Source organism: Cedecea neteri NBRC 105707 = ATCC 33855, assembly GCF_001571265.1.
Lineage (GTDB): Bacteria > Pseudomonadota > Gammaproteobacteria > Enterobacterales > Enterobacteriaceae > Cedecea > Cedecea neteri.
On record NZ_BCTL01000026.1, the window covers coordinates 52,038 to 76,187 of the forward strand.

Sequence of the window (24,150 nt, forward strand, 5' to 3'; positions counted from 1 at the left end):
TCCCTGTGCAGCTTATGCGTCGCGATTTAACCATGTCATGTATTCCGCAACCCCTTCGGCTACGGTTTTGAACGGCTTGTCGTAACCCGCTGCGCGCAGATTGGTTAAGTCAGCTTCCGTATAAGCCTGGTAGCGGCCCTTCAGCTTGTCCGGGAAAGGAATGTACTCGATGCTACCTTTGCTGTGGTACGCCAGCGCAGCGTCCGCCACGGCCTGGAAGGATTCTGCACGGCCGGTACCACAATTGAAAATACCGGAAACGCCATTTTGCCAGAACCACAGATTAACGGCGGCCACATCGCCCACATAGATGAAGTCACGCTTGAAGCCGTCACTGCCTTCAAAGAGTTTAGGGTTTTCACCGTTATTCAACTGGGTGTTGAGATGGAAGGCAACGCTTGCCATGCTGCCTTTGTGGCCTTCACGTGGCCCATAGACGTTAAAGTAGCGGAAACCGGTCACCTGAGAGTTAGCTTCTGGCAGGATCTGGCGCACATATTCATCAAACAGGAATTTTGAGTAACCATACACGTTCAGCGGTTGTTCATATTCGCGTGATTCGATGAAGTCTTTATTGCGCCCGCCGTAGGTCGCGGCGGAAGAAGCATACAGGAACGGAATTTCACGCTCCAGACAGTAGTGCAGAATTTCTTTCGAGTACTGATAGTTGTTGTCCATCATGTACTTGCCGTCCCACTCGGTGGTGGAGGAGCAGGCACCTTCATGGAAGATGGCGTCGATATCACCGAACTCTTCCCCGGCCATAATCTGGATCAGGAAATCTTCCTTATCCATGTAGTCGGTGATATCCAGGTCAACCAGGTTAACAAATTTAGTCCCGTCTTTGAGGTTATCCACCACCAGGATATCGCGGTAGCCTTGTTCGTTCAGGGATTTAATAATGTTGCTGCCGATCATGCCGGCGCCGCCAGTAACGATAATCATAAGTTCAACCTTTAAAAAGTGGGGCTTTCAGGCCATACACCTGATGCGCTAATGGCTCTTATCATACCATTACAATTAAAGACCCGCCTAATGAGCGGAAGTTTTTCACCCTCGTGATTTATCCTGCAAAAATCAGATTCACTGAAGCGTAATCTCGTCTCCTGGTATAGGTTTGGGTAATATATGCCGAAATTTGCCATGCCTGGAGAATCGCGATGCGCGAAGATTTTTACAAGCAGTTGACCTCCCAGCTCGAGACGGCTCGTGCGGAAGGGTTATTTAAAGAAGAGCGTATTATCACCTCCGCCCAGCAGGCGGATATCACCGTTGCCGATGGCAGCCACGTTATCAACTTCTGCGCCAATAACTATCTGGGTCTTGCTAACCATCCGCTGCTGATTGAAGCGGCTAAACAGGGGATGGATAAACATGGTTTTGGTATGGCTTCTGTCCGCTTTATCTGCGGCACTCAGGACAGCCATAAACAGCTGGAAAGCAAGCTGGCAGATTTCCTGGGAACGGACGATGCGATTCTGTACTCCTCCTGCTTCGACGCCAACGGCGGCCTGTTTGAAACCCTGCTCGGGCCGGAAGACGCCATCATCTCTGATGCGCTAAACCACGCTTCAATTATTGACGGTGTTCGCCTGTGCAAAGCGCAGCGCTATCGCTACGCCAATAACGACATGCAGGAGCTGGAAGCTCGTCTGAAAGAGGCTCGTGCGGCCGGTGCCCGCCACGTGATGATCGCCACCGACGGCGTGTTCTCAATGGACGGTGTGATTGCTAACCTGCAGGGCGTCTGTGACCTGGCGGATAAGTACAACGCGTTGGTGATGGTCGATGACTCTCACGCTGTGGGCTTTGTCGGTGCCAACGGGCGCGGCACGCATGAATACTGCGATGTTATGGACCGCGTTGATATTATCACCGGTACGCTGGGCAAAGCACTCGGTGGCGCTTCAGGTGGCTATACCGCGGGTCGCAAAGAAGTTATCGAATGGCTTCGCCAGCGTTCCCGTCCTTATCTGTTCTCGAATTCACTCGCGCCGGCTATCGTTTCCGCCTCTATCAAAGTCCTGGAAATGCTGGAGTCAGGCGAAGAGCTGCGTGAGCGCCTGTGGTCAAACGCTCGCCTGTTCCGTGAAAAAATGAGCGCAGCCGGGTTTACGCTTGCTGGTGCCGATCACGCCATTATTCCAGTAATGCTTGGCGAAGCGGTTGTCGCCCAGAACTTTGCGCGTGAACTGCAAAAAGAAGGTATTTACGTCACCGGTTTCTTCTACCCGGTGGTGCCAAAAGGTCAGGCGCGTATCCGCACCCAAATGTCGGCGGCGCATACCCCTGAGCAAATTGAACGTGCGGTAGATGCGTTTACGCGCATCGGTAAGCAACTAGGCGTTATCGCTTAAGGGAGCGGTCATGAAAGCATTAGCAAAACTGAAGGCGGAAGAAGGCATCTGGATGACGGATGCCCCTAAGCCGGAAATGGGTCATAACGACCTGCTGATCAAAATTCGTAAAACGGCGATTTGCGGGACCGACGTCCATATTTACAACTGGGATGAATGGTCGCAAAAAACCATCCCTGTTCCTATGGTTGTAGGTCACGAATACGTAGGAGAAGTAGTCGGCATTGGTCAGGAAGTGAAAGGCTTTAAGATTGGCGATCGTGTTTCCGGCGAAGGGCATATTACCTGCGGCCACTGCCGTAACTGTCGCGGCGGGCGAACCCACCTGTGCCGCAACACCACCGGTGTTGGTGTGAACCGTCCTGGCTGTTTTGCTGAGTATTTGGTTATCCCGGCGTTTAATGCGTTCAAAATTCCGGACAATATTTCTGATGACCTGGCTTCCATCTTCGATCCGTTCGGCAACGCAGTGCATACCGCGCTTTCGTTCGATCTGGTGGGCGAAGATGTGCTGGTGTCCGGCGCTGGCCCTATCGGGATCATGGCTGCGGCAGTAGCAAAGCATGTTGGTGCTCGTAACGTGGTGATTACCGATGTGAACGAATACCGCCTGGAGCTGGCGCGCGAAATGGGTATCACTCGCGCAGTTAATGTCAGTAAAGAAAGCCTGCAGGACGTGATGAGCGAACTGGGGATGACCGAAGGCTTTGACGTGGGGCTGGAGATGTCCGGTGCACCGCCGGCGTTTCACACGATGCTGGATACCATGAACCACGGTGGTCGTATTGCTATGCTGGGGATCCCACCGTCAGATATGTCTATCGACTGGACCAAGGTTATCTTTAAAGGGCTGTTTATTAAAGGTATCTACGGCCGCGAGATGTTTGAAACCTGGTACAAGATGGCTGCACTGATTCAGTCCGGCCTGGATCTGTCCCCGATTATCACCCACCGCTTCTCTATCGATGAGTTCCAGAAAGGCTTTGACGCGATGCGCTCCGGGCAGTCCGGCAAAGTTATCCTGAGCTGGGATTAATCATTAAACCAGAGGGCCTTACGCCCTCTGGTTTTTCAATCATGCCTGTTTGTCCCAACCTTGCCACTGATGCTGGAGGTATTTCACCAGCGCGCTCTCGGCAATACTTTCGCTGATAACTTTGAAGTAGGTGATGGCGTACACCGGCTCGATAGGCTGCTTCGGCTTACACAGCTTCACGCCACGGAATGGATTACGCGGCGGGGGCAGTTTGCCCGGCTGCGTATTATTTGGCGTCGAGGTATCTACCTGTGGTTCATTAAGCAGGCTGCTCGGGCGTACCAGAGTAATGTCCGGTGGAAGGTTATAGACCATCTGCTGGAGAACGCGAACGGTTGAAGGGTGGGGGTGACCGATAGCAATTGCCGACCCGGTTTTGCGTGCGAGCTGGATCGCGCGGTTGAACTGAAAGCGAATATCCGCTTCGTTCTGAGTATCGTCGAGAAAGACTTTCCTTTTAATCACTTTGACACGAGTTCCGGCCGCGGCCCGCGTGGCCTGGCTGTTGCCAATGGTCATGCTGTCCAGGAAATAGAGATTGTACTGCTCCAGCGACTGCATCACCTTTTGCATGCCGAACAGGCTGGAGGTCATCGCACTGCCCATATGGTTATTCATCCCAACTGCATAAGGGACTTTGTTCACCGCGTCGCGAATAATTCTCTCGATCTCGCTGCTGCTCATGTCCGGGCGGAGCGTATCCTTCTCTAGCGGCTGCTTGCTTAGTGGTGCCATCGGCAGGTGGATCAAGACTTCGTGCCCGGCGTTATGGGCTTTGGTGGCCATTTCGCGAGCATGTGGCGCGTTGGGTAGCACGGCGACGGAGACGTTAGTCGGCAGGGCCAGCACTTGGTTTTCCTGCTGAGGACGATAGCCAAAGTCATCAATGACTATCGAGAGCTTACCGGCCCATGCGGAGGTTGCCAGCATTAGCCCGCTGGCGGCGGCAAAAAAAACAGTGCGGAACTGAGGCAAAACTTATCTTCCCAACCACGGTTGTGGATTCACTGCCTGGCCCTGGCGGCGGATTTCGAAATAGAGTGACGGACGGCCCTGGCCGCCACTGCTACCAACCAGTGCGATAGGTTGCCCGGCACGCACCTGGGTGCCGACGCTGACCAATGCGCTCTGGTTGTAGCCGTAGAGACTCATATCGCCTTTACCGTGTTCAATAACGACGACAAGGCCATAGCCCTGCAGCCAGTCGGCAAGGATCACGCGCCCGTCGGCAATGGCTTTAACTTCCGTGCCTTCTGACGCCGCAATAACGATACCTTTCCAACGTAGCTCACCTTGCAGCTGTTCGCCATAACGATGCAGTAACGAACCGCGAACCGGCCAGTATGCCTGCCCGCGCGGTGACCCGAGGCCGCCGGTTCTCGACATCAGCGAACGTTCGCTTTCGGTTGGCTTGTAGGTTGTGCCTTTATTGGACGCTTCCTGCTGCTTGTTACGAACCTGCTCTGCTTCGCGTGCCTCACGCTCGGCGCGAGCTTTTGCCGCGGCTTCTGCGCGGGCGATCTGGCTCTGCAAGCGCGCCTGGTTCTGGCGCATTTCACTCAGCTTCTGCTGATCCTGCTGAATGGAGGATTCCAGGCCTGCCAGCGTCTTTTTGCGTTCGTTGCGGGCGCTCTCCAGCTTGGCCTGCTGCGCCTGCTGGTCGTACAGCAACGTTTGCTGCTCGCTTTGCTTACTTTCCAGCTCGGTTTTCTGCTGCGCAGCTTCCGCTTTGGTCTGCTTTAACTCTTCGATAGTCTGCTGACGGGCGGTGTTAAGGTAGCCGAAATAGGCCTGCAGCCGCTGGCCTCGTTGGCTTTCTTCACCGCTGAGAATCAGCTGAATACCGGTATGCTGACCCTGACGAAACGCTGCATCCAGCTGAGCGGCCAGGTTACGTTCCTGAGTCGCTTGCTGTTTTTGAAGTTTTGCAAGTGAGTTGTTCAGCGTCGCGATTTGATTGTTTAAATCCGCGAGAGTGTTCTGGGTTTCACGCAGCTTGCGGCTGGCCGCAGAAATTGCTTCTTCCTGCGCTTTTAGCTGAGCGAGTAAAACGGAACGCTGCTGCTGTTGCTGACGCACCGCGCGCTCTTTAGCGGCGATATCCTGTTGAATGGATTGCAGCTGCTGCTTGTCGTCAGCGTGGCTGGAAAAAGGCAATAACAAGACGCCAGCGCTAAACACGCTGGCGTAGATAACGGGCTTCACAGCCCATGTCTTTGAAAAAATCGCCTTTCCCCTCATGGGGAGGGATTATTCCACGATGAACAGCGGCTTGCCAGTCATCTCGTGCGGGATTTCCATTCCCATCAGGCTCAACATGGTTGGCGCGATGTCAGAGAGCTTGCCGCCAGCGACAGCTTTCAGGTTTTTCTCACCTACGTAAATCAGCGGAACTGGCAGGCTGGTATGCGCAGTATGTGCCTGGCCGGTAGCCGGGTCGCGCATTTGCTCTGCGTTACCGTGGTCTGCGGTGATCAACAGCTCGCCGCCAACGGCCTCAACGGCTTTAACCACCTGGGCAACGCAGTTATCCAGTGCCTCAACGGCGGAAATCGCAGCATCATAGACGCCGGTATGACCAACCATGTCACCGTTCGGGTAGTTGCAGATGATGGTATCGTACTTGCCGCTGTTGATGGCGCTTAGCAGCTTATCGGTCAATTCAGCGGAGCTCATTTCAGGCTGCAAATCGTAGGTCGCGACTTTGGGAGAATTTACCAGAATGCGGTCTTCGCCCGCGAACGGCTCTTCAACCCCGCCGTTATAGAAGAAGGTCACGTGGGCGTATTTTTCTGTTTCGGAGATGCGCAGCTGGGTTTTGTTGTGTTTCGCCATCCACTCGCCGAAGGTATTGGTCAGTGAAGCTGGTGGGTAAGCGCAGGCTGTTTTGATATCGGCTGCATATTCGGTCAGCATCACGAAGTCGCCAAACTGCACCACTTTTTTACGGCTGAAACCGTCGAAATTGGCGTTAACAAAGGCTCGGGTAATCTGGCGGGCACGGTCAGCGCGGAAATTCATGAAGATCAGCGCATCGCCGTCGTTCATGATTGATTCGGCTTCGCCTGCGGCACGAATCACGGTTGGTTTAACGAATTCATCGTTTTCGTCGCGGGCGTAAGCGGCTTCCAAACCGGCAACCGCATTGTCTGCCTGGAATTCACCTTTGGCCTGAGTCATCAGGTCGTAAGCCAGCTCAACGCGATCCCAGCGGTTGTCACGGTCCATTGCGTAATAGCGGCCAATCAGCGTTGCTACACGGCCTTTGCCCAGAGCAGCAAACTTGTCGGCAAATTTCTTCAGGGAAGACTCTGCGCTGCGTGGCGGCGTGTCGCGGCCATCAAGGAAAGCATGCAGATAGATAGCTTCTGCCCCGCGTTCGGCTGCCAGCTCGATCATCGCCAAAATATGGTCTTCATGGCTGTGAACACCGCCAGCGGAAACCAGGCCCATGATATGTACCGCTTTACCGGCGGCAACGGCTTTGTCGACTGCACCAGTCAATACCGGGTTAGCAAAGAAAGTACGTTCTTTAATTTCAACATCCAGGCGAGTCAGATCCTGGTAGACGATGCGGCCAGCACCGAGGTTGACGTGGCCGACTTCGGAGTTACCCATTTGCCCGTCAGGTAGGCCGACTTCCAGCCCTGATGCGTTGATCAAAGTATGTGGACGCTGGGCCCACAGGCTATCCATCACCGGCGTTTTAGCATTAACAATCGCGTTATCCTGTTGCTCTTCGCGGTGGCCATAGCCATCGAGAATCACCAGGACCATAGGTTTTTTAGTAACCGACATTGCAACAACCTCTGAGTCTAAGACAAAATTTGCGTAATTTTACTACAGCCGATCCGGGCGAATAGCCGCAGAAGATCAAAGAAAGGGGCTGGATGGCGATCGGATTTCATCAGTCTGGTTCTTTTTTTTCGTAACAGCCCGCAGAATCCACATAACATTATTCAGACTGGCTGTAATTGCCACAACGCGAAGGTATACTCCCCACCTGGTTTTCTCATCATTACTTAGTCGGGAGTTACTACCCCCCATGCAAGAAATTATGCAATTCGTTGGCCGCCACCCCATACTTAGTCTGGCGTGGGTTGGCCTGCTGGCCGCGGTACTTTTCATGACCTTTAAAGGTCTGGCTTCTAAAGTCAAAGTGATCACCCGTGGTGAGGCCACTCGCTTAATTAACAAAGAAGATGCGGTGGTTGTTGATGTACGCCAGCGTGATGATTTCCGTAAGGGCCACATTGCGAATTCACTGAACGTGCTACCAACTGAAATCAAAAGCGGCAACTTTGGTGAACTTGAAAAACACAAAGCCAAACCCATTATTGTGGTATGCGCTAACGGTGTTTCTTCACAAGAATCAGCGGCTTTGTTGAACAAAGCTGGTTTTGAGCAGGTTGCGCTGTTAAAAGAAGGTATTGCTGGCTGGAGCGGGGAAAACCTGCCGCTGGTTCGCGGTAAATAATCTGGAAAACTGAGGTAAACCATGGCGAATATTGAGATCTACACCAAAGCGACTTGTCCTTTTTGCCACCGTGCAAAGGCCCTGCTGAATGAAAAAGGCGTGGCGTTCCAGGAATTACCTATTGATGGTGATGCCGCTAAGCGGGAAGAGATGATCAAACGCAGTGGGCGTACCACGGTACCGCAGATTTTTATTGACGCACAGCACATTGGCGGTTGCGATGACTTGTACGCACTGGACGCGCGTGGTGGACTCGATCCCCTGCTGAGCTAGTGCGGTTTGTCTGCCGTGTATCGCAGAGTAAGGACGTTTAAATTTAAGGGTTAACAATGTCAGAACAAAACAATACAGAAATGGGTTTCCAGATTCAGCGTGTTTACACCAAGGATGTCTCTTTCGAAGCACCTAACGCACCGCACGTTTTCCAGAAAGACTGGCAGCCAGAAGTAAAACTGGATCTGGATACTGCGTCCAGTCAACTGGCTGAAAATGTTTATGAAGTTGTGCTGCGCGTAACCGTGACCGCTACGCTGGGCGAAGACACCGCTTTCCTGTGCGAAGTTCAGCAGGCGGGTATCTTCTCCGTTGACGGTATCGAAGGCACGCAGCTGGCGCATTGCCTGGGCGCATACTGCCCGAACATTCTGTTCCCATATGCGCGTGAATGTATCACTAGCCTGGTTTCTCGCGGTACTTTCCCTCAGCTGAACCTTGCACCGGTTAACTTCGATGCACTGTTCATGAACTATCTGCAGCAGCAAGCTGGCGAAGGTGCTGAAAACCATCAGGATGCCTGATGAACAGCCTTAATGCTTCAATGACTGTTATCGGTGCCGGCTCTTACGGCACCGCTCTCGCTATTACTCTTGCGAGGAATGGCCACCACGTTGTGTTGTGGGGCCATGATGCCAAACATATCGCTACGCTGCAGGCCGATCGTTGCAACGTAGCTTTCCTGCCCGATGTTCCTTTTCCCGATACACTGCATCTTGAGAGTGATTTAGCCGTCGCGCTGTCTGCCAGCCGCAATATTCTGGTGGTCGTACCGAGCCATGTGTTCGGGCAAGTGTTACGCCAAATCAAGCCGCTGATGCGCCCGGATGCACGTATTGTGTGGGCGACAAAAGGGCTGGAAGCTGAAACGGGGCGATTACTGCAGGATGTGGCTCGCGAGGCTCTGGGGGATGATGTTCCTCTGGCAGTCATTTCTGGCCCGACATTCGCGAAAGAGCTGGCAGCAGGCTTACCGACGGCGATTGCTCTTGCGGCGACCGACGAGCAGTTTGCAGAGGATCTCCAGCATCTGCTGCACTGCGGCAAAAGCTTCCGCGTATACAGCAATCCCGATTTCATCGGCGTTCAGCTGGGCGGGGCGGTTAAAAACGTTATCGCTATTGGCGCAGGGATGTCGGATGGCATCGGGTTTGGTGCTAACGCACGTACCGCGCTTATCACGCGTGGCCTTGCAGAGATGACGCGTCTGGGTAGTGCGCTCGGTGCTTCACCGGAAACCTTTATGGGCATGGCCGGTTTGGGCGATCTGGTGCTGACCTGTACCGACAATCAGTCTCGTAACCGTCGCTTCGGCATGATGCTCGGTCAGGGGATGGATGTGGACGGCGCGCAGCAGAAGATTGGCCAGGTGGTTGAAGGTTATCGCAATACCAAAGAAGTTCGCGAGCTGGCGGCTCGGGTAGGCGTCGAAATGCCAATAACCGAGGAAATTTATCAGGTATTGTATTGCGGAAAAAATGCGCGCGAGGCAGCATTAACGTTGCTTGGTCGTACTCGTAAGGATGAACGAAGCGGCAATTGAGGGATCGCTTAATACACCGCAATAACTTAAACGTCCCGACCCTGGTGTCGGGCGTTGTTTTTATGTCTGGAGAGAGCAATGTCGTCAGAAGAACTGGATTTGGTGTGGAGCAATATTAAAGCCGAAGCGCGAGCGCTTGCGGATTGTGAACCCATGTTGGCCAGTTTTTATCATGCGACGCTCCTCAAGCACGATAACCTTGGTAACGCGCTCAGCTACATGCTGGCCAATAAGTTAGCTTCGCCGATTATGCCGGCTATCGCGATTCGCGAAGTTGTCGAAGAGGCCTACGCAGCCGATCCGCAGATGATTGCCTCTGCAGCTTGCGACATCCAGGCGGTGCGCACGCGTGATCCTGCGGTAGACAAGTATTCAACGCCGCTGCTTTATCTCAAAGGTTTTCATGCGCTCCAGGCATATCGAATTGGCCACTGGCTCTGGTTACAAGGGCGGCAGGCGCTGGCCATCTTCCTGCAGAACCAGGTTTCAGTCTCTTTTCAGGTAGATATTCACCCGGCGGCAAAAATCGGCTGTGGCATCATGCTCGATCATGCCACGGGGATTGTTATCGGTGAGACTGCGGTCGTTGAAAACGATGTTTCTATTCTGCAGTCGGTCACGCTGGGCGGTACCGGTAAAACCAGCGGCGATCGCCACCCGAAAATTCGCGAAGGCGTGATGATTGGCGCGGGTGCCAAGATCCTCGGCAATATTGAGGTCGGAATCGGTGCGAAAATTGGCGCAGGCTCCGTCGTACTACAGCCTGTTCCGCCTCATACCACGGCTGCTGGCGTACCGGCACGCATCGTGGGCACGCCTGGAAGTGATAAGCCAGCGATAGATATGGATCAGCACTTCAACGGCGCTGGCTTTGAGTACGGCGACGGCATTTAACTTCTGAGAACGGCGCCCTGATACCCTAGCTGTCGCCAGGCCTCATAGACCACCACGGACACCGAGTTAGAGAGGTTCATGCTGCGGCTGTCCGGCATCATGGGTATACGGATCTTTTGCTCGGGCGGCATCGCGTTCAGTATCTCCGCTGGCAGCCCGCGAGTTTCCGGGCCAAACATCAAATAATCCCCTGCCTGATAGCTCACAGCACTGTGGGCGGGTGTTCCTTTGGTCGTTAAGGCAAACAGACGTTGAGGCTTCTCAGCCTCCAGAAAGGCGTTGTAGTCGGTATGGCGCAGAACTGTCGTAAATTCGTGATAATCCAGCCCGGCGCGGCGCAGGCGCTTATCGTCCCAGGGAAAGCCCATCGGCTCAATAATGTGCAGACGAAAACCGGTGTTGGCGCACAGGCGGATAATGTTCCCGGTATTGGGCGGAATTTCTGGCTCAAACAAAACGATATTTAACATACAACCCCCATCAACTAGGGGCGCAGAATAGCAAAATTGCTATTGGGCAGAAACGAAAACAGGCTCCGTAGAGCCTGTTATTGCTAATGTCGATTCTGTTTGTCAGCGGTGATAGAGCGGCAGCCAGAGCGTCAGGCGAAGACCACCTAGCGGACTGTCGTCGGCTTTTACCCAGCCACGATGCTGCTGCACGGCGGTTTCAACGATGGCCAGGCCGAGCCCTGTGCCGCCCGACTCGCGATCGCGCGCTTCATCCGTACGATAGAACGGACGGAAAATCTGCTCTCTGTCCTCAGGGCTAACGCCCGGGCCATCATCGTCAACGGTGACGGTAATACCTTGATTATCGACTGAGAAATTCACCGCTATTTTGGTGTGCGAGTAGCGCAGGGCGTTACGGACAATGTTCTCTAGCGCGCTTTCCAGCGCATTCGGGTTACCGTACATTAGCCACGGGCCTGGTGGGTAGGTGACCTCCAGCGATTTGCCCATTTGCTCGGCTTCGAAGGCGGCGTTATCCAGCATCTCTGTCCAGATTTGGTTGGCTTTCATCGTCTCGCTAACCAGCGCATTTTTTTGCTGGTTGCGCGACATGACCAGCAGGTCATTAATCATGCCGTCCAGGCGCTGGGCTTCCGTTTCAATGCGTGCCAGCTCTTTGCTCTCACCGCTGCGGCGACGCAGTAGCGCGGTGCCAAGCTGCAGGCGGGTCAGCGGCGTGCGGAGTTCATGAGAGATATCAGACAGCAATCTTTGCTGTGCCGTCATCATTCGTTCCAGCGCCGTCACCATTTGGTTAAAGCTCGCACCCGCGGCCTGGAATTCCTGTGGCCCCGCCTCGAGTTCCGGATGTTGGCGCAGGTTACCCTGGGCTACTTCATCTGCCGCGTTTTTCAGCTTACGAGCCGGTTTGGCAAGGCTCCATGCCAGCCAGAGTAACAGCGGAGAACTCACCAACATGGTGACAATCAGCAGCAACAAAGGGCGGTCGAACAGCAGGTTGATGAAGTCAGATTGCGAACTGCTGGCCGGGCGAATCAGGTAAAGTTGGTAGTTATCTTCACCGTCTCGCACCGAAAATGGCCCAACTAGTTCAACCCGGCCATATTTCTTTTTCTGGGGATGGTCGGCGTTATCGGACTGGCCGATAAAGTTTCGGATGATCTGCATTTCGTTGCGTTGGGCGCCAATGACGCGCCCTTCGCTGGTGACCAGCAGCAGACGCTGGCCAGGAGGTGCCCATTTGTCGATTGCACGGAACAAGCGCCGCCACCACATCAAATCATTCGGTGGATCGGTTGCCAGCTCAGCTTCGACGTGTTGCTCAATCATGTAGCCCTGACGTTGCTCATTTTCCATCAGCTCGGTCATCTGGCGTGAATCCAGCTTTGGCAGCATCAAAACTAACATCAGTACCAGAGCCAGCGTCAGCCAGAAGATGGCAAAAATGCGCGCGGTAAGGCTACTTATCATGAAGCGGAAACCATCAGATAGCCACGGCCACGTAAGGTTTTAAACCACGGATGGCCGTCTTTGCGATCCGGCAATTTACGACGCAGATTGGAAATATGCATGTCAATTGCACGGTCGAACGGCGTCAAGCGTTTACCCAGGACTTCCTGGCTCAGGTGTTCACGAGAAACCACCTGACCCAGATGCTGGGCAAGGAGATACAGCAGCGTGAACTCGGTACCGGTTAAGTCTAACGCCTGCCCATCGAAGCTGGCTTCCTGGCGGCCTGGATTGAGGCTCAGCCCATCGACTTCTACCGTCGGTGAACTGCTGTCGCTGTTTTGTTGCTGCTCGCTCCAGTGTGAACGACGCAGGATGGCGCGAATACGGGCGACCAACTCACGATCGTTAAAAGGTTTTGGTAAGTAGTCATCGGCACCCAGCTCAAGGCCGAGTACGCGGTCAAGTTCGCTACCGCGTGCGGTAAGCATAATGACGGGTGTCTGGTGTGTCTGGCGAAGCTCTTTCAAAGTATCAATGCCGTTTTTCTTGGGCATCATTACGTCAAGCAATAACAGGTCGATGCTGTCGTCCAGAAGCGTCAACGCTTGCTCACCATCGTGAGCAACAACCACGTCAAAACCTTCCATGTCGAGCAATTCCTTTAGCAGGGAAGTCAGCTCTCGGTCATCATCAACTAACAGGATTTTATTCATTGTGAAATTACCTCCGAGGCAGAAATTACGTCATCAAGGCGCGCTAATCCATGACTTTACGTTGTTTTACACCCCCTGACGCTAGTTTGCAGCGGGAATCGTAGACTGGCTCTCGTTGAATCGCAGCACACACAGATTTTGGGAGCAAGTGATGCGCAATGTTACCGCTGTCGTCATGGCCTCAACACTGGCAGTTATCTCGTTAGCCAGCCAGGCCGCTGATTTGCCGACCGGCGTTAACTGGCCACAAAGCGACAATCTGGCGAAACGAAACAACGCTCAGAATCACATGTTTGACGGCATAAATTTGACTGAGCAACAACGCCAACAGATGCGAGATCTTATGCACCGGGCAAGGCATGATAGCCCACCCGTTAATGTTAGCGAAATGGAGATCATGCATCGCCTGATCACCGCAGATAAATTTGATGAAGTGGCAGTGAAAGCTCAGGCTGAAAAAATGGCACAAGAACAGGTTGCCCGCCAGGTCGAGATGGCAAAAGTACGCAACCAAATGTACCACTTACTCAGTCCGGAACAGCAGGCCGCTTTAAATGAGAAACACCAGCAGCGCATGGATAATCTCCGTGAACTGTCGGAACTGCAGCAGGGTGCTTCGCTGCAGGCCATGAGTAGTAGCAGTACCCGTAGTAACCAGTAACAAACCCTGTTTTCCTTGCCATAGACACCATCCCTGTCTTCCCCGCCTCACCAGGCGGGTTTTTTTTGCCCGATGCTCAGGTCTGATCCGCTATACTAGCGGCATTCACCTGCGGGAGCCCCCATGAATCAACAATATGGGCAGCTGGTTAGCCGGGCTGCAATCGCGGCGACCGTCATGGCGTCGTTGCTACTTTTAATAAAAATTTTCGCCTGGTGGTATACCGGTTCGGTCAGTATTCTGGCGGCACTGGTGGACTCACTGGTCGATATCGCTGCTTCATTGACGAACTTGCTTGTGGTGCGTTATTCACTCCAGCCCGCAGATGAAGAACATACATTCGGCCACGGCAAAGCGGAATCGCTGGCCGCTCTCGCACAAAGCATGTTCATCTCAGGCTCGGCCCTGTTCCTGTTTTTAACCGGTATTCAGCATCTGGCTGACCCTTCCCCGATGAAAGATCCTGGCATTGGCGTGGCGGTGACGGTTGTGGCACTGATAAGCACCTTAATTTTGGTGACGTTCCAGCGTTGGGTGGTGAGAAAAACGCAAAGCCAGGCCGTCCGGGCCGATATGCTTCATTATCAGTCTGATGTTATGATGAATGGCGCAATTCTTATTGCGCTAGGCTTATCCTGGTATGGCTGGCATCGTGCTGATTCGCTGTTTGCTTTGGGTATTGGCGTGTACATTTTGTATAGCGCGCTGCAAATGGGCTATGAAGCGGTGCAATCGCTGCTTGATCGGGCGTTACCAGACGAGGAACGTCAGGCTATTATTGATATCGTGAATGCGTGGCCTGGCGTTAGAGGAGCCCACGATCTCCGAACGCGGCAGTCAGGGCCGACCCGCTTTATACAGCTTCATATTGAGATGGAAGATAATTTACCGCTGGTTCAGGCGCATGTTGTTGCCGAACAGGTGGAGCAGGCGATTCTGCATCGTTTCCCAGGATCGGATGTGATTATCCACCAGGATCCTTGCTCTGTTGTTCCGACGGGACGGCAGGGGCATTTCGAGCTTTAGTTTTACGTTGGAAAGTTGGCGCTGACTGGCAGTTTTTGCATAATGTACCGCCATTTGGCCTGACCTGAATCAATTCAGCTGGGAGCCGTTGTTATACTATTTGGGCAGCGTCGAAGCTTCGGATTGCCCGCAGCGTTTTCCGGCAACAGGATTAATTTTGCTTTCAAAGTTCAGAGGTAGTCATGATCAAAAAAATTGGTGTGTTGACGAGTGGCGGTGATGCGCCGGGCATGAACGCGGCGATCCGCGGTGTGGTGCGTGCAGCGCTGTCAGAAGGTCTGGAAGTCATGGGGGTCTATGATGGCTACCTGGGTCTGTACGAAGATCGCATGGTGCAGCTGGACCGCTACAGCGTGTCCGACATGATCAACCGTGGCGGTACATTCCTTGGTTCTGCTCGCTTCCCTGAGTTCCGCGATGAAAACATTCGCGCCGTGGCTATCGAAAACCTGAAAAAACGCGGCATTGATGCGCTGGTGGTGATCGGCGGTGACGGTTCTTACATGGGGGCGATGCGCCTGACCGAAATGGGCTTCCCTTGCATCGGTCTGCCAGGCACGATTGATAACGATATCAAAGGCACCGACTACACCATCGGTTACTTCACCGCACTGGAAACCGTGGTTGAAGCGATTGACCGCCTGCGTGATACCTCCTCTTCACACCAGCGTATCTCCATCGTTGAAGTGATGGGGCGTTACTGCGGTGACCTGACCCTGGCTGCGGCTATCGCCGGCGGCTGTGAGTTTGTGGTTCTGCCGGAAGTTGAATTCAGCCGCGAAGATCTGGTGGCAGAAATTAAAGCCGGGATCGCCAAAGGTAAAAAACACGCCATTGTTGCTATTACCGAGCACATTTGCGATGTCGACGAACTGGCTAAATACATCGAAACCGAAACCAAGCGCGAAACCCGTGCTACCGTTCTGGGCCATATCCAGCGCGGCGGCTCCCCGGTAGCGTATGACCGTATCCTGGCGTCCCGCATGGGGGCTTACTCCATTGAGCTGCTGCTGCAGGGCTTTGGCGGCCGCTGCGTCGGCATCCAGAACGAAAAACTGGTTCACCATGACATCATCGACGCGATTGAAAACATGAAGCGTCCGTTCAAAGGTGACTGGCTGGATTGCGCTAAAAAGCTGTACTAAGCCAAGCTGCAGTCAGCAAAAACCGGGCATGGCCCGGTTTTTTATTGCCGGTTATATCGCCAAAAGTTATAGCCAATCTTTTTTTATTCTTTAATCCTTGAAATAGTTTCTGGCACGCTGGCTTCATCAAACTTCATAAAGAGAGCGAGCGATGAACAAGTGGGGCGTGGGTTTAACATTACTTTTGGCTTCTGGTGGCGTACTGGCGAAGGATATTCAGTTACTCAACGTGTCTTACGATCCGACTCGTGAACTGTATGAAGAGTACAACAAAGCATTCAGCGCACACTGGAAGCAGCAAACCGGTGATACGGTCACCGTGCGCCAGTCTCACGGCGGCTCCGGGAAACAGGCAACCTCGGTCATCAACGGTATTGAAGCCGATGTCGTGACCCTGGCTCTGGCCTATGACGTTGATGCCATCGCCGAGCGCGGGCGCATTGATAAAAACTGGATCAAGCGTTTGCCGGACAACTCCGCGCCATACACCTCCACCATTGTGTTCCTGGTGCGTAAAGGCAACCCTAAACAAATTCATGACTGGAACGACCTGATTAAACCCGGCGTTTCCGTCATCACGCCAAACCCGAAAAGCTCCGGCGGGGCACGCTGGAATTACTTAGCCGCATGGGGTTATGCGCTCCACCATAACAATAACGATCAGGCTAAAGCGCAGGACTTCGTTAAAGCCTTATTCAAAAACGTCGAGGTGCTGGACTCCGGTGCCCGTGGCTCGACTAACACCTTTGTTGAACGCGGTATTGGCGATGTGCTGATTGCGTGGGAAAACGAGGCCTTACTGGCTACCAACGAGCTGGGCAAAGACAAATTCGAGATTGTGACCCCGAGCGAATCTATCCTTGCGGAACCGACTGTGTCTGTAGTGGATAAAGTTGTTGAGAAGAAAGGGACTCAGGCGGTGGCGGAAGCTTACCTGAAGTATCTCTACTCGCCTGAAGGTCAGGAAATTGCGGCGAAAAATTACTATCGTCCACGTAACCCTGACGTTGCGAAAAAGTATGAAAAAGAGTTCCCGAAACTGAAGCTCTACACGATTGATGAAGAGTTTGGCGGCTGGACCAAAGCGCAGAAAGATCACTTCTCTAACGGCGGCAGCTTCGACCAAATCAGCAAGCGTTGATCTTAAGTGGCCCTACGGGGCCATTTTTGTTTCCGCTGTCTGACATTTACTCGCTGGATATCTTCCCGTAGAGTGCTGAAAAACTCTACAGGAGACAGGTATGTCGCTCTGGATGTCAGATCCGTTTTTCCTGCCCGGCATTATTATCCTCATCACCATTGTCCTTTGGGCCACGTCTGCGCTCCCGGAATACCTGACTGCACTGTTATTTTTCGCCGCGGCGATGGTAGCTAAGATAGCCCCGGCCGAAGTGATTTTTAGCGGTTTCGCCTCGTCGGCTTTCTGGCTGGTATTCAGCGGTTTTGTGCTGGGAATTGCGATTCGCAAAACAGGTCTGGCCGATCGGGTTGCGCGGGCGCTTTCCGCCCGGCTGACGGACTCCTGGATCCACATGGTAGGCAGCGTCGTACTGTTAAGCTATGCGCTGGCATTTGTCATGCCTTCAAATATGGGGCGTATTGCCCTGCTGATGCCGATTGTTGCGGCGATGGCGAAAAGAGCGTCCGTCGGCGAAGGCACTCGAGCCTGGTACGGTCTGGCGCTGGCCGTGGGGTTTGGCACTTTCCAGCTCTCGGCCACGATTTTACCCGCTAACGTGCCGAATCTGGTGATGAGCGGGGCGGCTGAAGGGTCTTATGGCCTGCACCTTAACTATTTGCCTTATTTGCTGCTGCATACTCCGGTGCTCGGTCTTCTGAAGGGATTAGTGCTGATAGGCCTGATTGCCTGGTTATTTCCCGGCAAGCCGTTGCCGCCGAAGCAAATTGAGACTCCAGGGCCGATGAGCATCGAAGAAAAACGGCTGGCGTGGCTGCTGGTTGTTGTGCTCGGGCTGTGGATCACCGAGAGCTGGCATGGGATTGGCCCCGCATGGATTGGGCTGATTGCCGCCTGCGTGACGCTGTTGCCGCGTATTGGATTTATTAGCGGCGAGGAGTTTGCGAGTGGCGTAAATGTGCGCACCTGTTTTTATGTGGCGGGCATTCTGGCTCTGGCCACGACCGTGACCCATATCGGCCTTGGAGCACTCGTGGGCGAGAAACTGATGGCTATTATGCCGCTGGATGCCAGCAGTCCCTTTACCAGCTTTGTCGCGCTCACCGGCATCACCAGTTTGCTTAACTTTATTGTCACCGCAAACGGCGTGCCCGCACTTTATACCACCTTCGCGGAAAGTTTCTCGCAGGCGACCGGTTTCCCACTTTTGTCGGTAATTATGATTCAGGTGCTGGGGTACTCAACGCCACTCCTGCCGTATATGGCGTCGCCAATTGTGGTGGCTATGGGGCTGGGAAAAGTCCCAGCGAGGGAGGGGATGAAGCTTTGCCTGGCACTGGCCGTGGTGACGTTTTTGATTTTGCTGCCGCTGGACTATGGCTGGTTTCAGTTGCTGCACAAAATCTAAAAAAAACGGCTCCGCAAGCGGAGCCGTTCATCAATATTGTTCGCGTAATTACGCTTTTTTCGCTTCAGCTGCTGCTTTAACGATAACCGCAAAAGCGTCCGCTTTCAGGGATGCACCGCCAACCAGCGCGCCGTCGATGTCCGGCTGAGCAAACAGCTCTGCTGCGTTTTTATCGTTAACGGAACCGCCGTACTGGATGATCACTTGCTCTGCTACTTTAGCGTCAGCTTTAGCAATGTGGTCACGGATAAATTTGTGTACTGCCTGAGCCTGAGCTGGGGTTGCAGATTTACCAGTGCCGATAGCCCAAATTGGTTCGTACGCGATTACCGCACCTTCGAATGCTGCTGCGCCCTGAGTTTTCAGTACGGCGTCGATCTGGCGTGCGCAAACTTCTTCAGTTTTGCCCGCTTCGTTTTCAGCTTCGCTTTCACCGATGCACAGAACCGGCACCAGGCCTGCTGCTTTCAGCACGGCAAATTTCTTCGCGATGAATTCGTCAGACTCTGCGTGATAGGTACGACGCTCAGAGTGGCCGATGATGATGTATTTAGCACCGATATCTTTCAGCATGTCTGCAGAAACTTCACCGGTGAACGCGCCGGACAGGTTAACGTCTACGTTCTGCGCGCCAAGAATGATGTGGCTACCGGAAGCAGCGTGTTTGGCCAGGTCCAGGTACATGGTTGGTGGGGCGATGGCAACGCCGCAGCCGTCCACGCCAGACAGCTCTTTACGCAGGTTAGCGATAAGCTCGTTAACCATGTGTTTGCTGCCGTTCAGTTTCCAGTTACCCATCACTAAAGGATGTCGCATTTTAATTCTCCACGCGGTAAGCAATAAAAAGAATCACTGCCCGTTGGGCAGCTTGGTCTGTGAAACAGTATAGAGAGTCAGCGGGTGAAAGGCTTTGCTTTTTGTCATTTATTCGCCGCTGTTTAACGTCTCGGATAGCGTTAGCTTAATCGGTTCAACGGCGAAAGTTAGCCCTTTTTCGCCGTTATCTGCCACTACATAGCGAATGGCACCGTCGTTTTGAGCGAAATAGCGTTTATTTTTGCCGTCGCTGAGTAGTTTGGTCAGTTTCTGCTGGCTTTGCGCTTTTGAAAGCGTTGGCGTGAAGCTGCGGATAATCGCGGCCATATACTCCAGCGCCTTGCCACGGGCGGCCTTTTGCTCTGGCCCCTGAATGGGTAGCCACGTTATCTGCATCGATTTAATTTTTAAGGTACCGAGTTCCAGGGCTGCAGATGCATAAAGGTTTTCGTTGATCTTGGTGGCGGCGCGGGTCAGATTGGCTTTGTCGCGGCTCTTTTCTACGGCACGAAATTCATTCAGCGGCAGCGACGGATTATCGATATCAAATTTACCGCGAAACTGGGTAATGGTCAGATCGAAAGTGGGTGCGCCGGGCAGCAGATAGGGCGCCGCCGGAAGCTGAGAAGCTGCGTCTGACGCAGGATCTGCCCAGCTCACCGCCAAAGGCAGCGCCAGCAGCACAAGGGCAGGCAGCAGGTATTTCATCGACACACTTCTCCTGATGGATTCATCATCCCGATTAAATCGGCAATCCGTTGGCTTGTCAAAACGGGCGGTGACCAGGGTACACTACGCCGTGATAAAATAATAAGGACCTTACCCATGACCATACAGCAATGGTTGTTCTCTTTTAAAGGGCGTATTGGACGCCGCGATTTTTGGATTTGGATCGGCGCGTGGATAGTCGGGCTGATAATTCTGTTTACCCTGGCCGGAGCCGAAATCATGCCGTATTCCACGGCGGGCTTCTTCCTCTCCGGCTCGCTGATTCCTACTGCGGCGGTGATTGTGAAGCGCCTGCACGACAGGGATAAAAAAGGCTGGTGGGCGCTGCTGTTTATTCCTGCCTGGCTGCTGGTGGCGGGAAACTGGGAAACATTTGGCACCCTGTGGCAGTGGGGATTAGGGCGTTTTATCCCGACGCTTATTTTCGTCATGGTGCTGATGGACCTGGGCGCTTTTGTGGGCACCCAGGGCGAAAACCGTTTCGGGAAAGAGACCAGCGAAGTTAAATTCCGCTGATTTACCAGTAATGTTCGGCGGTCATATGGCCAGGTCTGCGGCGCAGATGTTTGGCCATTTGCCGGGTATCTTTCAGAAGCTGTTGCGTGTCGCGCACCATTTGCGGGTTACCGCACAGCATCACATGGCTGGTGTCGATATCCATCGGTAAACCAACGGCCGCCTCAAGCTCGCCGCTTTCAATCAGTGCCGGAACGCGCCCGGTAAGCGAACCTGGTACGGTTTCGCGGCTGACCACGGTTTGAATACGCAGTTTCCCCTGATAGCGCTCCTGTAACTCAAGCATGAGCGGGAGATAGCTCAAGTCGCCGGCGTAGCGCACCGCGTGAAGCAGAACGATATTCTCAAAACGCTCAAGGTCTTTACCTTCCTGCAGAATAGACAGATAAGGCCCCAGCGCGGTGCCGGTTGCCAGCATCCAGAGCGTCTTGCATTCGGGGATTTCCTCGAGCACGAAGAACCCGGCAGCTTCGCTTACCAGCTGTACTTCATCGCCTGGCTGGAGCGCATGCAGGCGAGGGCTGAGTTTGCCTTCGGGAACGGTAACCAGATAGAACTCAAGATCGGGATTACTTGGGGCGTTAACGTAGGAGTAGGCGCGCTGAACGCGTTCGCCGTCTATCTCAAGCCCAAGCTTGGTAAATTGCCCGGCGGTAAACGCATGTACCGGCGCGTGAACCGTCAGGCTGAAGAGAGAATCCGTCCAGTTTTGAACCCTGGTAACTTTACCTGTAACCCACTCCGCCATGTTGTACTCCCGTCGTTGCTTTTTACCTATCTTCACCAGAATGTGAGGGCATTTCCAGCCCAAACGAGCCGGAAAGCTCGAACCAACAAACGAGAAACGTTACAGAATATGCTTCTGTACCTCGGTATCTTTACGATCGAGATAGTGAATAGACTGAATGCGGCGAATCGTGCGGGATTTACCCCGAATCAGCAGGGTTTCCGTGGTGGCCATGTTGCCCTTACGGGTGATGCCTTCCAGCAGGTCACCTTTGGTGATGCCTGTCGCGGAGAAAATAACGTTGTCATTACGCGCCATTTCATCAAGCTTTAACACCAGCCCGGCCTCGATGCCCATCGCTTTGCAGCGCGCCAGTTCTTGCTCACCAATGCGACGATTCTCTTCGCTGTCGCCTTTTACGTGGTGACGAGCCAGCAGTCGACCCTGCATATCGCCGTCCAGCGCGCGGATAACTGCTGCTGAAACCACGCCTTCCGGTGCGCCACCGATCCCATAGAGAACGTCAACTTCGCTGTCCGGCATGCAGGTCAGGATAGAGGCGGCAACATCGCCGTCAGGAATGGCGAACACGCGCACGCCAAGCTTTTGCATCTCTTTAATCGTTTCGTCGTGGCGTGGTTTTGCCAGAATGGTGACTGTCAGCTCGCTAAGCGGCTTTTCCAGCGCAGATGCGATGTTGCGGAGATTATCTTCAAGGCTGAGATTAAGGTCGATCGCGCCTTTGGCTCCCGGCCCAACAATCAGTTTCTCCATATACATATCGGGCGCATTCAGAAACGTGCCTTTATCACCCACTGCGAGAACCGCCAGGGCGTTGGCCTGACCCATCGCCGTCATACGCGTGCCTTCAATCGGATCAACGGCAATATCCACCGCATCGCCTTTGCCGGTCCCGACCTTTTCACCAATGTAGAGCATCGGTGCTTCGTCGATTTCACCTTCACCGATGACGATTTCTCCGTCGATATTGATTTGGTTAAGGACGATACGCATGGCGTTTACCGCCGCGCCATCGGCCACATTCTTATCGCCACGGCCAAGCCATTTATAGCCAGCAAGGGCGGCAGCTTCGGTCACGCGGGAAAATTCGATGGCAAGTTCTCGTTTCATAGCAGACTCATTTAGCAAACAGAATTGCCGGGGAGTTTAGCACAGGCGGGGAAGATGACGGGTAAGGCAGAAACTGAAAGGCCCCTTTTCAGGGGCCTTGAAACGATTACTTCTCTTCGTGATCTTCCCAGGCAAGGGCGCGTTTAACCGCCTTTTGCCAGCCAGCGTAGCGGTAATTACGCTCGGTGGTTTCGATACCCGGGCGGAACTCTTTCTCGATGACGGATTTCTCCTGCAGCTCGTCGAGGTTCTGCCAGAAGCCCACGGCCAGGCCGGCCAGGTAGGCGGCACCCAGCGCGGTGACTTCGCGAACTTCAGGGCGCTCAACGCGAGTGCCCAGAATGTCGGACTGGAACTGCATCAGGAAGTTATTGGCTACCGCACCACCGTCCACGCGTAGCGCATGCAGGCGAATACCGGAGTCTGCCTGCATTGCTTCCAGTACGTCACGAGTCTGGTAGGCGATGGATTCCAGCGTGGCGCGAATAATATGGTTTGAGTTCACGCCGCGGGTCAGGCCGAAAATAGCCCCGCGTGCATACGGGTCCCAGTAAGGTGCGCCGAGACCGGTGAACGCAGGCACAACGTACACGCCGTTGGTATCCTTCACCTTGTTGGCAAAGTACTCGGAGTCGAACGCATCGCCAATCAGCTTCATTTCGTCGCGCAGCCACTGAATGGATGCGCCCGCCATGAACACCGCACCTTCCAGCGCGTAGTTCACTTCACCTTTCGGGCCGCAGGCGATGGTCGTCAGCAGACCATTCGTGGAGGCAACGGCTTTCTCACCGGTGTTCATCAGCATAAAGCAGCCGGTACCGTAGGTGTTCTTCGCCATCCCTTCTTTCACGCACAGCTGACCAAACAGCGCGGCTTGTTGGTCACCGGCGATCCCGGCAATAGGAATACGTGTGCCGCCCTTACCGCCGATGTTGGTCTGACCATAGACTTCGGAAGACTTGCGCACTTCCGGCAGCATGGCGCGAGGAATATCCAGCGCTTCCAGCATGCGGTCATCCCAGTCCAGCTCGTGGATGTTAAACAGCATGGTACGAGAGGCGTTGGTGTAGTCGGTGACGTGTACACGGCCCTGAGTCATCTTCCAGATGAGCCAGGTATCGACGGTACCGAACAATAGTTCGCCACGGCGAGCACGCTCGCGGGAACCTTCGACGTGGTCGAGGATCCATTTTACTTTAGTGCCGGAGAAGTACGGGTCCACCACCAGGCCGGTGTTGTGACGCACATACTCTTCCATACCGTTGCGCTTCAGCTCTTCGCAGATATCAGCGGTACGGCGGCACTGCCAGACGATTGCGTTGTAAATTGGCTTACCGGTTTCTCGCTCCCACACCACGGTGGTTTCACGCTGGTTGGTGATGCCGATGGCCGCGATTTCGTCGGAGTTGATGTCGGCTTTCGCCAGCACTTCTACCAGCGTGGAGCTTTGGGTGGCCCAGATTTCCATCGGGTCGTGCTCTACCCAGCCTGGCTTAGGATAGATTTGCTCGAATTCACGCTGCGCGACGCTGATGATGTTGGCGTCATGATCCAGGACAACGGCACGCGAGCTGGTTGTTCCCTGGTCGAGAGCGACGATGTATTTTTTTTCTGTAGTCATAATCATGTCCTGAA

General features: G+C 53.9%; 25 protein-coding genes. 13 read left to right on the forward strand and 12 right to left on the reverse strand.

Features of this window, described 5'->3' with window-relative positions; all coding sequences use genetic code 11:
- Positions 1-12: 12 nt before the first annotated feature.
- On the reverse strand, positions 13-945 hold the full coding sequence (rfaD, locus tag CNE01S_RS12170; RefSeq protein ID WP_061276301.1) for an ADP-glyceromanno-heptose 6-epimerase: 933 nt from the start codon (positions 943-945) through the stop codon (positions 13-15).
- A 215-nt stretch (positions 946-1,160) separates the two neighbouring features.
- Between rfaD and kbl the strand changes: the two genes are divergently transcribed.
- A complete protein-coding gene (gene kbl / locus CNE01S_RS12175; protein ID WP_061276303.1) occupies positions 1,161-2,357 on the forward strand; it encodes a glycine C-acetyltransferase in 1,197 nt (398 codons plus the stop codon).
- A gap of 10 nt (positions 2,358-2,367) precedes the next feature.
- On the forward strand, positions 2,368-3,393 hold the full coding sequence (gene tdh, locus CNE01S_RS12180; protein WP_061276305.1) for an L-threonine 3-dehydrogenase: 1,026 nt from the start codon (positions 2,368-2,370) through the stop codon (positions 3,391-3,393).
- A 39-nt stretch (positions 3,394-3,432) separates the two neighbouring features.
- Here tdh and CNE01S_RS12185 read toward each other — a convergent pair whose 3' ends face one another.
- From CNE01S_RS12185 to gpmM, 3 genes are read right to left on the reverse strand one after another with little or no spacing between them, the layout of a single operon-like run.
- Positions 3,433-4,323, reverse strand: a complete 891-nt coding sequence (locus CNE01S_RS12185) for a divergent polysaccharide deacetylase family protein (protein ID WP_245874494.1) — start codon at positions 4,321-4,323, stop codon at positions 3,433-3,435.
- A 48-nt stretch (positions 4,324-4,371) separates the two neighbouring features.
- The gene (gene envC, locus CNE01S_RS12190; protein WP_061276309.1) at positions 4,372-5,634 is read right to left on the reverse strand and encodes a murein hydrolase activator EnvC; all 1,263 of its coding nucleotides are present in this window, start codon (positions 5,632-5,634) and stop codon (positions 4,372-4,374) included.
- 9 nt (positions 5,635-5,643) lie between these two features.
- A complete protein-coding gene (gene gpmM / locus CNE01S_RS12195) occupies positions 5,644-7,191 on the reverse strand; it encodes a 2,3-bisphosphoglycerate-independent phosphoglycerate mutase (protein WP_061276311.1) in 1,548 nt (515 codons plus the stop codon).
- A 247-nt stretch (positions 7,192-7,438) separates the two neighbouring features.
- Here gpmM and CNE01S_RS12200 point away from each other — a divergent pair, with 247 nt between their 5' ends.
- The 5 genes from CNE01S_RS12200 (at position 7,439) to cysE (ending at position 10,580) form a co-directional block, all read left to right on the forward strand.
- On the forward strand, positions 7,439-7,870 hold the full coding sequence (locus CNE01S_RS12200) for a rhodanese-like domain-containing protein (RefSeq protein WP_061276313.1): 432 nt from the start codon (positions 7,439-7,441) through the stop codon (positions 7,868-7,870).
- A gap of 21 nt (positions 7,871-7,891) precedes the next feature.
- Positions 7,892-8,143: a glutaredoxin 3 gene (gene grxC / locus CNE01S_RS12205; protein ID WP_008457480.1), complete on the forward strand. Its 252-nt coding sequence runs from the start codon at positions 7,892-7,894 to the stop codon at positions 8,141-8,143.
- A 56-nt stretch (positions 8,144-8,199) separates the two neighbouring features.
- Complete coding sequence (gene secB, locus CNE01S_RS12210) at positions 8,200-8,667, forward strand: protein-export chaperone SecB (RefSeq protein ID WP_008457481.1); 468 nt, start codon at positions 8,200-8,202, stop codon at positions 8,665-8,667.
- The gene (gene gpsA, locus CNE01S_RS12215; protein ID WP_061276315.1) at positions 8,667-9,686 is read left to right on the forward strand and encodes an NAD(P)H-dependent glycerol-3-phosphate dehydrogenase; all 1,020 of its coding nucleotides are present in this window, start codon (positions 8,667-8,669) and stop codon (positions 9,684-9,686) included. The genes secB and gpsA overlap by 1 nt, the downstream gene beginning before the upstream one ends.
- Positions 9,687-9,764: 78 nt before the next feature.
- Positions 9,765-10,580 (forward strand): serine O-acetyltransferase, encoded by an 816-nt coding sequence (gene cysE / locus CNE01S_RS12220; protein ID WP_061276317.1) that lies wholly within the window; start codon positions 9,765-9,767, stop codon positions 10,578-10,580.
- Here cysE and trmL read toward each other — a convergent pair.
- The 3 genes from trmL to cpxR form a co-directional block, all read right to left on the reverse strand.
- Positions 10,577-11,050, reverse strand: a complete 474-nt coding sequence (trmL, locus tag CNE01S_RS12225; protein WP_061276319.1) for a tRNA (uridine(34)/cytosine(34)/5-carboxymethylaminomethyluridine(34)-2'-O)-methyltransferase TrmL — start codon at positions 11,048-11,050, stop codon at positions 10,577-10,579. The two genes, cysE and trmL, sit on opposite strands and share 4 nt — an antisense overlap.
- Positions 11,051-11,152: 102 nt before the next feature.
- Positions 11,153-12,523 (reverse strand): envelope stress sensor histidine kinase CpxA, encoded by a 1,371-nt coding sequence (cpxA, locus tag CNE01S_RS12230; RefSeq protein ID WP_061276321.1) that lies wholly within the window; start codon positions 12,521-12,523, stop codon positions 11,153-11,155.
- Entirely contained in the window at positions 12,520-13,218 is a 699-nt protein-coding gene (cpxR, locus tag CNE01S_RS12235; RefSeq protein WP_039289169.1) for an envelope stress response regulator transcription factor CpxR, read from the reverse strand. Before cpxR ends, cpxA begins: the two co-directional genes overlap by 4 nt.
- A gap of 151 nt (positions 13,219-13,369) precedes the next feature.
- On the opposite strand from cpxR, the gene cpxP reads away from it, so the two are divergent.
- The 5 genes from cpxP (at position 13,370) to CNE01S_RS12260 (ending at position 18,596) form a co-directional block, all read left to right on the forward strand.
- Complete coding sequence (cpxP, locus tag CNE01S_RS12240; protein ID WP_061276323.1) at positions 13,370-13,879, forward strand: cell-envelope stress modulator CpxP; 510 nt, start codon at positions 13,370-13,372, stop codon at positions 13,877-13,879.
- Between the two features lie 123 nt (positions 13,880-14,002).
- Positions 14,003-14,905 carry a CDF family cation-efflux transporter FieF gene (fieF, locus tag CNE01S_RS12245; RefSeq protein ID WP_061276325.1) on the forward strand — a complete coding sequence of 301 codons (903 nt, stop codon included), beginning with the start codon at positions 14,003-14,005 and terminating at the stop codon, positions 14,903-14,905.
- A gap of 182 nt (positions 14,906-15,087) precedes the next feature.
- Positions 15,088-16,050 (forward strand): 6-phosphofructokinase, encoded by a 963-nt coding sequence (pfkA, locus tag CNE01S_RS12250; protein WP_008457500.1) that lies wholly within the window; start codon positions 15,088-15,090, stop codon positions 16,048-16,050.
- Between the two features lie 151 nt (positions 16,051-16,201).
- Complete coding sequence (locus tag CNE01S_RS12255) at positions 16,202-17,191, forward strand: sulfate ABC transporter substrate-binding protein (RefSeq protein ID WP_061276327.1); 990 nt, start codon at positions 16,202-16,204, stop codon at positions 17,189-17,191.
- Positions 17,192-17,291: 100 nt separating this feature from the next.
- Positions 17,292-18,596, forward strand: coding sequence for an SLC13 family permease (locus CNE01S_RS12260; RefSeq protein WP_061276329.1), 1,305 nt, complete (start codon positions 17,292-17,294; stop codon positions 18,594-18,596).
- Positions 18,597-18,644: 48 nt separating this feature from the next.
- Here CNE01S_RS12260 and tpiA read toward each other — a convergent pair whose 3' ends face one another.
- Both tpiA and CNE01S_RS12270 read right to left on the reverse strand, forming a co-directional pair.
- Positions 18,645-19,412 (reverse strand): triose-phosphate isomerase, encoded by a 768-nt coding sequence (gene tpiA / locus CNE01S_RS12265; protein ID WP_038477074.1) that lies wholly within the window; start codon positions 19,410-19,412, stop codon positions 18,645-18,647.
- A 108-nt stretch (positions 19,413-19,520) separates the two neighbouring features.
- On the reverse strand, positions 19,521-20,120 hold the full coding sequence (locus CNE01S_RS12270; protein WP_061276332.1) for a DUF1454 family protein: 600 nt from the start codon (positions 20,118-20,120) through the stop codon (positions 19,521-19,523).
- Between the two features lie 117 nt (positions 20,121-20,237).
- Between CNE01S_RS12270 and CNE01S_RS12275 the strand changes: the two genes are divergently transcribed.
- Positions 20,238-20,657 carry a DUF805 domain-containing protein gene (locus tag CNE01S_RS12275; protein WP_061276333.1) on the forward strand — a complete coding sequence of 140 codons (420 nt, stop codon included), beginning with the start codon at positions 20,238-20,240 and terminating at the stop codon, positions 20,655-20,657.
- A gap of 1 nt (position 20,658) precedes the next feature.
- Here the strand turns inward: CNE01S_RS12275 and fpr are convergent, their stop codons facing one another.
- From fpr to glpK, 3 genes are all read right to left on the reverse strand, one after another.
- A complete protein-coding gene (fpr, locus tag CNE01S_RS12280; protein ID WP_061276335.1) occupies positions 20,659-21,405 on the reverse strand; it encodes a ferredoxin--NADP(+) reductase in 747 nt (248 codons plus the stop codon).
- 99 nt (positions 21,406-21,504) lie between these two features.
- A complete protein-coding gene (glpX, locus tag CNE01S_RS12285) occupies positions 21,505-22,515 on the reverse strand; it encodes a class II fructose-bisphosphatase (RefSeq protein ID WP_061276337.1) in 1,011 nt (336 codons plus the stop codon).
- Between the two features lie 106 nt (positions 22,516-22,621).
- Positions 22,622-24,136, reverse strand: a complete 1,515-nt coding sequence (gene glpK / locus CNE01S_RS12290; RefSeq protein WP_008457520.1) for a glycerol kinase GlpK — start codon at positions 24,134-24,136, stop codon at positions 22,622-22,624.
- Positions 24,137-24,150: the final 14 nt, after the last annotated feature.

Coding starts and splice junctions, on each gene's coding strand:
- rfaD (WP_061276301.1), bottom strand. CDS start 945: ATGATTATCGTTACTGGCGGCGCCGGCATGATCGGCAGCAACATTATT.
- kbl (WP_061276303.1), top strand. CDS start 1,161: ATGCGCGAAGATTTTTACAAGCAGTTGACCTCCCAGCTCGAGACGGCT.
- tdh (WP_061276305.1), top strand. CDS start 2,368: ATGAAAGCATTAGCAAAACTGAAGGCGGAAGAAGGCATCTGGATGACG.
- CNE01S_RS12185 (WP_245874494.1), bottom strand. CDS start 4,323: ATGCTGGCAACCTCCGCATGGGCCGGTAAGCTCTCGATAGTCATTGAT.
- envC (WP_061276309.1), bottom strand. CDS start 5,634: ATGAGGGGAAAGGCGATTTTTTCAAAGACATGGGCTGTGAAGCCCGTT.
- gpmM (WP_061276311.1), bottom strand. CDS start 7,191: ATGTCGGTTACTAAAAAACCTATGGTCCTGGTGATTCTCGATGGCTAT.
- CNE01S_RS12200 (WP_061276313.1), top strand. CDS start 7,439: ATGCAAGAAATTATGCAATTCGTTGGCCGCCACCCCATACTTAGTCTG.
- grxC (WP_008457480.1), top strand. CDS start 7,892: ATGGCGAATATTGAGATCTACACCAAAGCGACTTGTCCTTTTTGCCAC.
- secB (WP_008457481.1), top strand. CDS start 8,200: ATGTCAGAACAAAACAATACAGAAATGGGTTTCCAGATTCAGCGTGTT.
- gpsA (WP_061276315.1), top strand. CDS start 8,667: ATGAACAGCCTTAATGCTTCAATGACTGTTATCGGTGCCGGCTCTTAC.
- cysE (WP_061276317.1), top strand. CDS start 9,765: ATGTCGTCAGAAGAACTGGATTTGGTGTGGAGCAATATTAAAGCCGAA.
- trmL (WP_061276319.1), bottom strand. CDS start 11,050: ATGTTAAATATCGTTTTGTTTGAGCCAGAAATTCCGCCCAATACCGGG.
- cpxA (WP_061276321.1), bottom strand. CDS start 12,523: ATGATAAGTAGCCTTACCGCGCGCATTTTTGCCATCTTCTGGCTGACG.
- cpxR (WP_039289169.1), bottom strand. CDS start 13,218: ATGAATAAAATCCTGTTAGTTGATGATGACCGAGAGCTGACTTCCCTG.
- cpxP (WP_061276323.1), top strand. CDS start 13,370: ATGCGCAATGTTACCGCTGTCGTCATGGCCTCAACACTGGCAGTTATC.
- fieF (WP_061276325.1), top strand. CDS start 14,003: ATGAATCAACAATATGGGCAGCTGGTTAGCCGGGCTGCAATCGCGGCG.
- pfkA (WP_008457500.1), top strand. CDS start 15,088: ATGATCAAAAAAATTGGTGTGTTGACGAGTGGCGGTGATGCGCCGGGC.
- CNE01S_RS12255 (WP_061276327.1), top strand. CDS start 16,202: ATGAACAAGTGGGGCGTGGGTTTAACATTACTTTTGGCTTCTGGTGGC.
- CNE01S_RS12260 (WP_061276329.1), top strand. CDS start 17,292: ATGTCGCTCTGGATGTCAGATCCGTTTTTCCTGCCCGGCATTATTATC.
- tpiA (WP_038477074.1), bottom strand. CDS start 19,412: ATGCGACATCCTTTAGTGATGGGTAACTGGAAACTGAACGGCAGCAAA.
- CNE01S_RS12270 (WP_061276332.1), bottom strand. CDS start 20,120: ATGAAATACCTGCTGCCTGCCCTTGTGCTGCTGGCGCTGCCTTTGGCG.
- CNE01S_RS12275 (WP_061276333.1), top strand. CDS start 20,238: ATGACCATACAGCAATGGTTGTTCTCTTTTAAAGGGCGTATTGGACGC.
- fpr (WP_061276335.1), bottom strand. CDS start 21,405: ATGGCGGAGTGGGTTACAGGTAAAGTTACCAGGGTTCAAAACTGGACG.
- glpX (WP_061276337.1), bottom strand. CDS start 22,515: ATGAAACGAGAACTTGCCATCGAATTTTCCCGCGTGACCGAAGCTGCC.
- glpK (WP_008457520.1), bottom strand. CDS start 24,136: ATGACTACAGAAAAAAAATACATCGTCGCTCTCGACCAGGGAACAACC.